Raw genomic sequence first — 11,279 nt, 5'->3', positions numbered from 1 at the left:
GCCAGCTCGTTGCGGTTCGGCACGCGCCAGTCGTCGAAGCCGGCCTGTTCGTGCGCCTCGGCCGCGGCCAGCGCCGCCGACCAGCTCAGCCGGGTCGCGGTCCCGGTGCAGGTCGTCCCGTCCCAACTCTGGCCCAGGGCGCAGCGCTGCCAGACGCGCCGGCTCGGGGTGTGGAGGACCGTGCCGTCGGCCTGTTCGCGGAAGTCCTCGCTCGGCGTGCTGGCCGGCACGAAGCCGTTCTCGTTGCCGCCGGCGCACTGGGCGAGGGCCGTCGGAGTCAGCGCCGCTGCAGCGAGCAGCAGTCCGAACTGCAGGGTCTTGTGGATGGTCATCATGGAATCTCCCGCACCAGCCGGACCTTCTGCCCGGTCGATTTCAGTTCCACCACCGCCGCGCCGTCGACGAAGTCCACCACCCAGGCCGAATCGGGCTGCGCGGCCATCGGCGTGTCGGTCCAGTAGGTCCCGTCGGTGAACGGGAAGTGGCCGATCGCGATCGCCGGGTCGCGCTGGCCGGCGTGGACCAGGCCGGCCAGTTCCTCGCGGGTCGGCATCCGCCAATTGCCCGAACCGCACAGGGCCAGGTCGTTGATCGCCTGCACCTTGCCTTGCGTGTCGCAGGGCGCATCGGCGCAGACACCGCCGTCGGCCGTACCGGCCAGCCCGCCGTCGGTCTGGCCGTCGGTCTGCAGCCAGCTCCAGCTGTGGGCGAAATGGCGCGGGTCGGCCGGGTCGTCGACGTGGACTTCCCACATCAGGCCACTGTGGTTGTCGGCGACGCAGGTCCATTCCGTCGCCGAGGCCGGCAGGATCTCGCCGTCCGGGCCGATCCTGGTGAAGTCGAAGCCCGCCGGACCGGAGTCCAGCTTCTCGAGAATGCCCGCGACCGCTTCCGCGTCGCGGCCGGACTCGGCGTCCTGTCCCGGCAGGGCGGCCACCTCGCAGGCGCCATCGACGCTGCCGGCGCAGGCCGTGATGCCCGTATCGCCGATCTGCCCCAATGCACAGCGAGGAATCGTGCCGACCCCCCGGCGCGCTTCGAAGCCGCCGCGGAACAGCTCGCAGGCATCGGCGTTCAGCGGGCCGGGTGGGTCGGGTGGCGGTTGCTTGACCTGCACTTCCAGCACCACGTCGTCGATCGCGACGAAGGCCATCGTGTCGGCCGAAGCACCGACCAGGGAGGCCGAGAGCTCCAGCCACTCGCCCTCCTCGATCCCGACCAGCGGAATGCGCAGCGACCCGCCCGACAGGCTCACGCCGCTGCCGAGATTGAAGCCGGCCGGCACGGCGGTGGCGTTGGCGGTCGCGCTCGCACCGGCGCGGAAGCTGGCCGCCCTGCTGAAGCCGTTGGCGCCGGTCACGTGGACGTCGAAGGCCTCGGGGATGAAGCCGCCGGTGGAGGCGAACTGCGGCAGCTGGGTGATCCGCAGCCGCAGTGCGACCAGGCCGGCGGGCGCGGCGAAGCCCTGGCTCAGGCCCGCATGGAAGGCCCCGCCCTTGACGATCCGGGCCGCGCCGCCGACAACCTGCACCTCACCGGCCGGCACGCTCGACTCCGGCGAGACCTCGACCGTCCAGCCCGCAAGCCCGTTGCCGAAATCGCCGTTGGGCAGCGGCTGATCGACGATCGCGAAGTCGGCCGCGTGGGCGCTGCCGAGCAGCAGCAGCCCGAACACCACCGGCCGGGCACTGCCGCGGACCGGCGAGCCGTTTTCCGTGCACATGTGCTGGTCTCCTCGCATCAGAGAAAATCCCCGAACCCGCAGGGCAGGTTGTTCTTGATCCTCGAGGCGTCGGTGATGATCTTGAAGATCTTCTCGATGTCGCCGGGGATGCCGAACAGCCCGTCGTTGGCCTGGGTCAGGGTCTCGGTGATGAACTTCCCGCCGGTACTGGCAAAGCTGAAGGTCGCATTCAAGGTGCAGCTCAGACCGAGGAACTCGAAGAACACGCTTTCGCCGGACGGATCGCTGAAGCGCAGCGGGCTGTTCTCGGCGTAGCGGTAGTGCCAGGGCTCCAGCGGATCCTCGGACACGAAGCGTGCGATGGCGGGGTCGTAGAGCCGGGCCCGGTAGTAGGCCAGCCCGCCGGGCACATCGAACTCGCGCCCGGTGTAGCGAACCGCGTCGTCGAGGCCCGGCGGCGGGCCGGCGACCTGGCGACCGAACGGCGTGTAGGCGAACTCCGCCAGGCGCTGACCGGCCGTGTCGACCACCGTGTGAACGGTGCCGTTGTGGTCGCTGAGCAGCCAGCGGACCTGCTGACCGTCGTCGACCGCGAACGGCCGGTCCACCGCGCGCCCGTGCAGGCGTCGCCAGACCGGCTGGCCGCTGTCGTCGAGTGCCGCGATCACGTTCTGGCCGTCGTGGATGAAGTGCCGACGCACGCCTTCGACCTCGGCCGTGACCCGCGCGCCGCCCGGCGTGTAGCGATACTCTGCCGTCGCTACCACGCTACCCTGGTCGTCGGCCAGCTGCACCGAAACCGGCCGGTCCAGTGCATCGTAGGCCAGCGTCAAGGTCTCGCCGCTGGTCGTGTCGCTGCGGCTGATCAGGCTGCCGCGCGCACTGTAGCTGTAGATCCGCTGCCCGTCATCGAGCAGCAGGTGCCCGCCCTCGCCGGTGTCCATGGACAACTCGACCGGGCCCGGCTGACCCGGCCGGGAACGCCAGTTGCCCATGCCGTCGTAGCTCGAACTGCCGCTGACCAGGCCCGGCAGCGGCGGCAGCGACCACTCGGCCAGCCAGCCGCGACCGTCGTAGACGAACTCGGAGACACCTGCTCCATTGGTGATCTGCGTGATCTGACCGCTTTCATCCCGGCTGTAAAGCAGTTCCTCGATCACGCTGGTGTCCGGGCGGCGATGGGTGATGCGCTGCAGTTCACCGGCGCAGCTGGGACAGCGATAGGCCACTTCGGTGACCGGCCCGGGCTGACTGCCGGCGAGATCGCCGAATCGACGGATTTCGACGACCAGCCCGGCCGGGTTGTAGTCGAGCTCGACGCGCTTGGGCAGCACACCGGGGCCGCTTTCCGCGACGGCGATCATGCGGTCCAGGCCGTCGTACTCGTAGACCACCTCGGCGGCGGTGGAGTCGCGAACCGCGACGATATTGCCGTTCCCGTCGTAGTCGTACTCGACCCACCAATCGGGTCCGTCGGCGCTGTCGAAGTCGATCCGGCGAATCCGGCCCGTCGGCCAGTACTCGGTTGCCAGCACACCGGCCGGGCCGCTTTCGCGCGTGTTGGCGCCGCGCGCGTTGTAATCCCAGGTCCGGGTCACGCCCTGCCCGACCCAGGTCTCGGCGCGCAGCTGGCCACCCTCGTCGAAGCTGCGCTGGATCTGCTGCCCGTCCCGGGCGACGCTGACGATCCGGCGCCCCAGCTCATCGTACTGGTGACTGCGGATGCCCCCGCGCGGGTCGGTCACGCTCGCGATGCCGCCCAGCGGCGCATGGGTGAAGCTCCAGACCTGGCCGGTCGGATCGATCACCGCGCTTCGCAGACCGCTGTCGGGGTCGTACTGGAACTCGGTCACACCGCCCAGCGGATCGGTGCGGAACCGCAGTCGGCAGGCCGCATCGAACGCCCGCTGCCAGCGGTTGCCCTGCGGATCGACCGACTCCACCCACTGATTCCGGCAGCTCTCGTAGCGCCACTCGAAGCGCTGGCCGCCGGGCAGGATCCGCGCGGTGCGATTGCCCTGCTCATCGTATTCGGTCCGGGTCCGGCCACCGGCCGCGTCGATGAATTCGATCTCCCGACCCCGGTCGTCGTAGACCCACTGCTGCTCCAGCCACTGGCTGGCGTCCAGCCAGTCCCGACGAGCGCTGAGCAGGCCGTCGGCGCGGTAGAACAGATCGCTGCGGAAGCCCCGGGCGTCGAACACGGTCTCGACCCCACCGCTCACGTCGAAACTGAATTCGGTGCAGCCTTCCAGTGTGCCGGTATGGCCGTCGGGCGGACACAGGGCCGCCAGCCGGCCCTGATCGTCGTAGACCTGGCTGGACAGCGGCTGGCCGAGCTGATCGAACAGCGCCGTGACGTGATGCGGATAGTCGGGATCGCCGTACTCGAAACTCGACACGCCGCCGGCCAGGTCGGTCACGCCGACCAGGTTGCCGATGCCGTCGTAGTCGTACAGGACCCGGCCGGGCGGATCGCCTGGCGCTGCCGCCGGCACCCGGATCTCGACGATCCGATCCCGGTCGTCGCGTACGAAATCGACCGTCAGGCCGCGCGAACTGACCACGCCGTCGGCGCTGATGTCCAGCACACCGCCGAGCGCATCGCGGACCTGCACCAGTCCCTCGGTCTCGCTGATCACGTAGACCACCCGGTCCTCGGTTTCCAGCTCGTAGATCGTCGGGTTGTAGGGGATGATCCAGTCACCGTAACCGGCGCCGAGTGCCCAGACGATCGAGGGCCCGTCGACCGCCCGCAGCGTGTCGGTCACGCCGGGATCGGGTTCGAACGCCACGTCGAACTGGAACAGGCCCGGGAAACCGCGCGGCCTGGGCGCAAAGCGGAAGCCGACGCGCTCGCCGTCGGGCTTGATCACGTAGACCCGGGTGTCGTCGCTGAAGGCCTCGGCCTGGAAGATAGCCGACGGCGAGGCGGGATCGGCGTCACGCGCCGAATCGCGCACGCTGGCCGAGAGATCCAGCCGCCAGCCGGGACCGAAGTCCTGCCGGGCGCCTGCGCGCCAGGCGGTATCCAGGCTGTCGTAGGTGCGCCCCAGCGACAGCGGCAGGCCGCCGAGATCCAGCGTCAGGTCGGCGGTTGCGAAGCGCAGCCGACCCGGCTTGTAGCCCTTGCCGACCAGCACCCGATATTCGATCCCGCCGGTCTGCGCGCCGTCGCTGGCGAGGATCGAGACCCAGTACTCGCCCTCGGGCAGCCGCGTCGGGTCGATCAGCGCGATCTGATCTTCGTCGATCGCCCCTGTACCGGCGCCGATCTCGACCGGCTCACCGTCCTGGCCGGCGCGCAGGGTCACGGTCCAGCTCAGCGCGGGCGGGGCGTTGTCATCGATGCTGGCCACCAGCGGCGTCGGCTCCAGCAGCAGCGATTCGGGCGCCGGCGAGACCAGGCTCACCACCGGCCGCTGGTCGTCATTGCAGTCCACTGCCTGCAGCGGCTGCTGCAGGCTGGCCGTGCGCCCGGCCAGGTCGGTCGCCGCGGCAGCCAGCTGCACCGTCCCGAGGGCCTCGGCGGTCCACAGGGCGCAGCCGGAGTCGAGGCTCTGCGGCACACCGTCGATCGCCAGGCTCACCGACGCGATGCCGACGTTGTCGCCGGCCTCGACGCAGATCGGCACCGCTTCGTTCAGGCAGGCCGGCTCGCGCCCGATCCGCAGACCCAAGGCCGGATCCTCGAGATCCTCGACCACCGCCACGCTGAAGCCCTGCTGGTCGCTACCGCCCCAGTCGTCGGACAATCGCACCTGGTAGTCGTAGCTACCCGGGGCCATGCCCAGCGTGGACCAGGACAGCCAGCCGGCCTCGGGATCGATGCGCATGCCGGGCGGCGCGTCGATCAGCTCGAAGTGCAGCCGATCGCCGTCGGCGTCCTGGCCGATGAACAGGTGGGTCAGCGTGCGCCCCGCCAGCACCGAGGTCGGCGGCGCGCCGGTCAGCACCGGCGCGGCATTGCCGGGTCGGACCGCAATCTCGAACTGTTGTACGGCCACCGCACCGGCTGGGTCCTCGGCGACCAGCCGGACCGGCTCGAACGCCGCGCTGCCGGCATCCGGCGTCCAGGCAAGTTCGCCGGTCGCGGCATCGAGCTGCATCGTCGGCGGTGCCTGCTCCAGTCGATACGCAAGGCCCTGGAATTCCGGATCGATGGCCTCGGCGGCATAGTTCCAGGGCTGCCCGGCGACCGCCGCAAGCGGCGCGCTGGTGACGAAGTACGGCGGCTGATTCGGCAGCTCGGCGAGCACGTTGAGCACATAGCGCTGCCGCGCCTGCTGGCCGTCGCCATCGGTGGCCAGTAGCTCGACCGGATGCGGGCCGAGATCGGCCGCCGTCGGCAGCCACTCCAGCGTCGCGCCGTCGGGCGCCAGGCTCATGCCGGCCGGGCCGTCGACCAGGGTCAGCGCGAGTGTCGGCGTCGGCGCCCCGGCGAATTCGGGCCGGTAGCGGTACAGCACGTCGGCCGCGGCCACGGTCACCGGCGTACTGGCGAAGCTCGGGCCCGGCGGCCGCGACGCCGGCTCGCCGACGAACAGGGTGTAGCTCTGGGTCGCGATCGCGCCGGACGGGTCTTCGGCCTGGAGGATCACCGTGTGCTGGCCGGCCATCGCCGGCGCCCAGGTGATGCTGCCCGACAGCGCATCGACGTTCATGCCGGCCGGCGCTGCGATCAGGCTGTAGCCCAGCGCATCGCCATCGGGATCCAGCGCCGCGGCCGCGTAGACATAGTCCGCGCCGGTCGGCACCTGGACCACCGGCGTGGTGGTGAACACCGGCGGCGCGTTGAAGCCGGCCTCGCCGACGGCCACGACGAAGCTCTGACGTGCACTGCCGCCGCGACCGTCGGAGGCGCGCAGCACCACGTCGTGGGTGCCAGCCGCACTCGGGGTCCATTCGACCCGGCCCGCATCGATGCTCATCCCGGGCGGCGCGGTCAGCAGGCTCAGGGTGACCGCATCGCCGTTGCCGTCAAGCGCCTCGACCGGGTACGACCAGGCCTGGCCGACCCGGGCCGAGGTGGTCGGAATCGAGGTGAAGTGCGGCGGCTGATTGGCCGGCAGCAGCCAGCGCGGCTGGAAGTCGATCGCGGCCCGGCCGGGGTTGGCGAAGGCCAGTTCGCGCGGCGCGGTGCGGGCGCCGGCATCCAGCAGCTCGCCATCGGCCAGCACGGTGACATAGGCCTCGCCATTGGGCGTCACGCCGTCGGCGGCAAGCAAGCGCACGCCTGGATCCAGATCGGTGCCGACCGCCATCAGCAGCGGGCCGCGCAGCGGTGCGCCCGGGTTCAGGACCGAAACCTCGACCAGCAGACGATCGTTGGTCCGGTCCCAGGTGGTCGCGGAAAACTCCGGTTCGAGCAGGTCGGTGATCTCGGCGATGTCGGCCCAGGGATCGTCCGGAGCGCCGGCGCCGAACAGTTCGATCTCCAGCACCGTCGGGCCGCAGCCTTCGACCGCGGCGATCGTGACCTGGTTGGGTCCGGGCTGCAGTTCGACCGTGGCGAAGAAGGAGCCGCTGCTGTCGAGCACTGCCGCCGGCTGACCGTTGATTTCGACCGACAGCACCGGGCGCAGCGCGTTGACCGGTGCGACCCGGCCGCTGATCACCACCGGCTGTCCGGCCGGCAGCAGGCTGCCGGGCAGCGGCGAGAGTTCCGAGAACTGCGGCACGGCCACGGCCTGCTGGGTGCCGCAGGCGGCGACCGCGATGCCGCGCGCGACCGGCAGGATGTCGTCGACATCGAAATCGGCCACGGTCGAGACACCGCCGGTGCCGACCGTGATCAGGCCGGCCATGGCGCGCACCGGATCGGGCGCGATGTCGGGCAGCAGCGGCGAAACCACGACGTCGTTCCCTGCCGCGACCTGGCGGGCGAAATAGACCGAATCGATGTCGAACTCGTCGACCGGATCGCCGCAGTACGGCCCCTCGTCGGCCACCGGCACCAGCAGCCGCACCGCATCGGACTGCCACGGGTAGCGCTCGGCAACGATCGCCGCGGCCGGCCCCCAGTTCTCGGTCGGCAGTTCGGGGAAGCCGGCGCAGTTCTCGAGATCGGCCATCCACGGCGGCGGTGGCCCCGACGGCAGGCCCGGCACCGATCCGCCGAGTTGTTCGAGCACGTTGCCGCTGAGGCAGCTGGCCGTGCCGTTCTCGGTAATGCCCCAGTAGTTGGCATTGACCGGAATGCCGTCGTCGGCCAGCGCCTGGACCAGGTCGGCGGCCAGGTCGCACATCGCCTGGTTGACCGGGTCCATCGACACCGAGGTATCGAAGGTGAACACCAGGTCCAGCGCGCTGCAGGCCGCACAGCCTTCGGGCACCGTGATCACGCCGCCGGCCGAGCCGACCCGGAACAGCCAGTCGCGCTCCTGGTTGGCCGGATTGAAGAAGTTCAGGGTGTAGCTTCCGTCGGCCAGCGCCAGCGGGCCCTGGTCGTGGCTGGCGAAGTCGGCCGCATTGGCCGGACCGAAGACCGGCGTTCCGACCGGGTCGAGCAACTCCCAGCGATTGCCTGCGGCGGCCGACATCAGGTCGAAGATCAGCGCCTGACCGTCCTGTTCGGGCACGAAGCTGTAGCTCAGCTGCGCACCCGGCATCGGGAACTCGGCCACGATCACCTCGTTGACGCCGATCGCGACGGCCGGCGGGTCGACCACGCGGCTCAGCTGCCACGACGGCGCGCCGGCCGACGGCAGGGCGCGCAGCCGAAGCTCGTACTCGCCCTCCGGCAGGTCGAACGGCCCGCGAACGGCGCTGGCCAGCAGCTGCAGGTGGACGTCGGCAAACGGCGTCCAGCCCGACGGCCGATGGGTCAGCGTGGCGAACACGTTCTGACCGCTGCTGCGCGGATCGAAGAACGCCCGGGATCCGGCCGGTCCGACATCGAACAGAAAACGTCGCTCGTCACCGGGCCCGGCGGGCGTCCAGCTTTCGAGCTGATCCAGCGCCGTGGCCTCTGTGGACGCAGGCTCGGGCGCGTGCAGGGTGAGCGCGTAGCCGGCGGTCGTCGGTGAGGCCATCTCGATCATCAGCCGGTACTCGCCCGGCTCGACGATCAAGGGGCCGATGTCGTCGCTGAGGACGAACGACAGCCGTCGGCGATCGAACAGCCGGCGGCCGGCCGCGTCCAGCAGCGAATAGCGCAGCGCGTTGTTGCCGGACTGGACCTGAATGTAGAGACGCTCCACACCCGGCTCCAGGGTCAGCTCGTACTGGTGGCGCTGGCCTGGCATCGCCATGCTGCCGGCCACCGGCAGCGGCGCCGCGCCCAGCGACAGGCTGGCGGCGAAATCGCTCACGCTGTGCGCTCGGAACCGGTAGGCCGGCGCGGCGCCCGTCGTCGCCTCGAAGATCAGCCGGTACTGGCCGGCGCGGAGCGCGAACGGCCCGACGCTGTCGTCGCTGACCCACGCCCGAGCAGGGCCGAACACCGCCCGCCCGGCGTCATCGACCAGTCGCCAGCGCAGCGACGAGACGCCCTCGAGCACTTCGAAGTGGAACGGCCCGTCGGCCGGAACATCGAGCACGTATTCATTGCGGAAGCCCGGCACGGTCGGTGCGCTGTCGATGTCCAGATCGAGGTCGATCACGGTCTCGCGCACCGGCGCATCGACGGCGCGGAAGGCGTAGTCGGCCGGACCGCCGCCGGTCAGCTCGAATTCCAGCGTGTAGTCGCCGGCCGCCAGGACGAAGGGCCCGCGATCATCGGTGCCGGCAAACGCGGCGCGGGCATTGCCGAACACGGCCTCACCGCCCGCATCGAGCAGCGTCCAGCGCAGGTTCGATGCGCCCTGCAGCAGCTCGAAATAGACCCGCTCGGTCGCGGCCAGGCTCAGCTGCCATTGCTGCGGCGCGGCGCTGGTGATGGTGGCGTTGGTCGGCGTGTCCAGCCCCAGCGGCGTGCCGCTCGGCACGAAGCCGCTGTTGCCCGGATCGTCGAGCGCCAGGCGGAAGCTGCCGGTCTCGCCGCCCTCGCCCAGCACCGTGAGCCGGTAATCACCGCCGGCGAGGCGGCGCTCGGTCAGCGCCGGCAGCGCGCTGGTGCGGGCGATGATTTCGCGCCCGGCCGCGTCGTGCAGGATGTAGTTCAGGCCGGCGGCGTTGGAACTGGCCTCCAGCGCGATGGCCAGCTGCAGGCCGGTCGGCGCGCTGAAGGCGTAGCGGCGGATTTCGCCGGGCGCGAGGATCGCGTCGTCGATGACGGTCCCCGGGCTGGCCGGAAGATCGGCCACGGTCAGCGCGCTCAGGGCGAAATCGACGAAGCCGGTTGCCGCATCGTTGCCGTCGACGGTCAGCGTGTAGTCGCCGCCCTGCAGGGCGATCGCTTCGACGTCGTCGACCGTGCCGCTGCGGGCCAGCACGGTCCGACCGAGGGCATCGTCCAGACGCCAGCCCAGACCGGTGCGATTGTCGGTGTCGCGCTGGTCGAGCAGGTACATCCCGGCCGGCACACCGACGAGCTGGAAGCGCTGCTCCCGCCCGGGCGTGTCGATGAAGGCGGTCGCGACCGATCCCGGCGTCAGCGAGGTTTCGCCGTCGATGACCTCGTGAACGGTCAGCGTGCCGCTGACCGCGGTCGCCGCACGGCTTCGCAGCGAAAGCACGTAGTCGCCGGCACCCAGGTCCAGGGGCTCGGCCAGTGCGGCCAGGCTCGTGCCCCAGTCCACCACCACCTGGCCGTCGTCGCGCACCAGGCGCCACTGCGCCGCGCTGCCGACATGACTGAACTGGAAGGCGGGATAGATCCGGGTCGGTGCGGCCAGGGCCAAGGACCAGGCGACCGACTCGGACACATCCGCGCTGGCATACGGCGCCGGGGTATCGAGTGCCAGCGCCGTCGGGACGGGCTCGATCTGCGGCCGAACCCGCAGCGAAAACGCCCCGGCGTACTGGTTTCGCCCCCGCACCTCGATCCGGTTCGGCCCGGCCGGCAGGCCGATGCGCTCGCTGGCCGCCGGTGCCGAACTCGACCAGTCGACCCGCAGATTGCCGGCCGCGTCGATCAGGCGATAGCTGAGCTGACTGGCCGACGCCGGACCGCCGAACAGCAGCCGCACTGACTGCGCCGCGGGCAGATCGAGGGTGAAGCGGTGGGTGGCGCCGACCCCGCCCAGAGTGGGCGCGGCGAGCTGGTCGAGCAGCAGCGTGCCGGCGCTGTCTTCGACCGTGTGCAGGATGAAGCCGAAGCTGCCGCTGGCAGCGGTGGTGCGGCCGCGCACGGTGATGGTGTAGTCGCCGCCCATCAGCGCGACCGGGCCGAGGTCGCCGAGGCCGGCGGAGTCCTGCGCGATGATCCGACCGAAGCGATCTTCCAGCGACCAGCTCATCTGGTTGACGTTGGTGCCGCCGGTGCGCGCCAGGTAGACGCGCTGGCCGGGGGCAAGGCCGGTCAGCGCATGGACTCGCTCCTCACCGGCGGCGATGCTGCCCTGGACTTCCAGGTCGGGCTCGATCGGCACCACCGTGGCCTGCGCCGCCCCGGCGAGCAGCAGCACTAACAACAAGGTCGCAGCGACCACGACGCGCGCGGCGGTCGCCGGACAACGGCGGCGGGAACTGGCTGGAATCGATCGCATCGTCA

The 11,279-nt window shown here is 70.8% G+C and carries 3 protein-coding genes; all 3 read right to left on the bottom strand.

What is annotated here, in order from left to right; genetic code table 11:
• Positions 1 to 335: DUF1566 domain-containing protein (locus tag HFP89_RS13155; RefSeq protein WP_168716180.1), on the bottom strand; the 335-nt coding region annotated here is incomplete at its 3' end.
• On the bottom strand, positions 332 to 1,723 hold the full coding sequence (locus tag HFP89_RS13150; protein WP_168718128.1) for a DUF1566 domain-containing protein: 1,392 nt from the start codon (positions 1,721 to 1,723) through the stop codon (positions 332 to 334). The genes HFP89_RS13155 and HFP89_RS13150, both read right to left, overlap by 4 nt.
• Positions 1,724 to 1,740: 17 nt before the next feature.
• Positions 1,741 to 11,274, bottom strand: coding sequence for a putative Ig domain-containing protein (locus tag HFP89_RS13145; protein ID WP_168718127.1), 9,534 nt, complete (start codon positions 11,272 to 11,274; stop codon positions 1,741 to 1,743).
• Positions 11,275 to 11,279 lie beyond the last annotated feature (5 nt).

Origin of the sequence: Wenzhouxiangella sp. XN79A (genome assembly GCF_012272825.1) — a bacterium.
In the GTDB taxonomy this organism is placed as follows: Bacteria; Pseudomonadota; Gammaproteobacteria; order Xanthomonadales; family Wenzhouxiangellaceae.
This window is presented reverse-complemented; position numbering and strand designations above follow the sequence as displayed.

Coding starts and splice junctions, on each gene's coding strand:
- HFP89_RS13150 (WP_168718128.1), bottom strand. CDS start 1,723: ATGTGCACGGAAAACGGCTCGCCGGTCCGCGGCAGTGCCCGGCCGGTG.
- HFP89_RS13145 (WP_168718127.1), bottom strand. CDS start 11,274: ATGCGATCGATTCCAGCCAGTTCCCGCCGCCGTTGTCCGGCGACCGCC.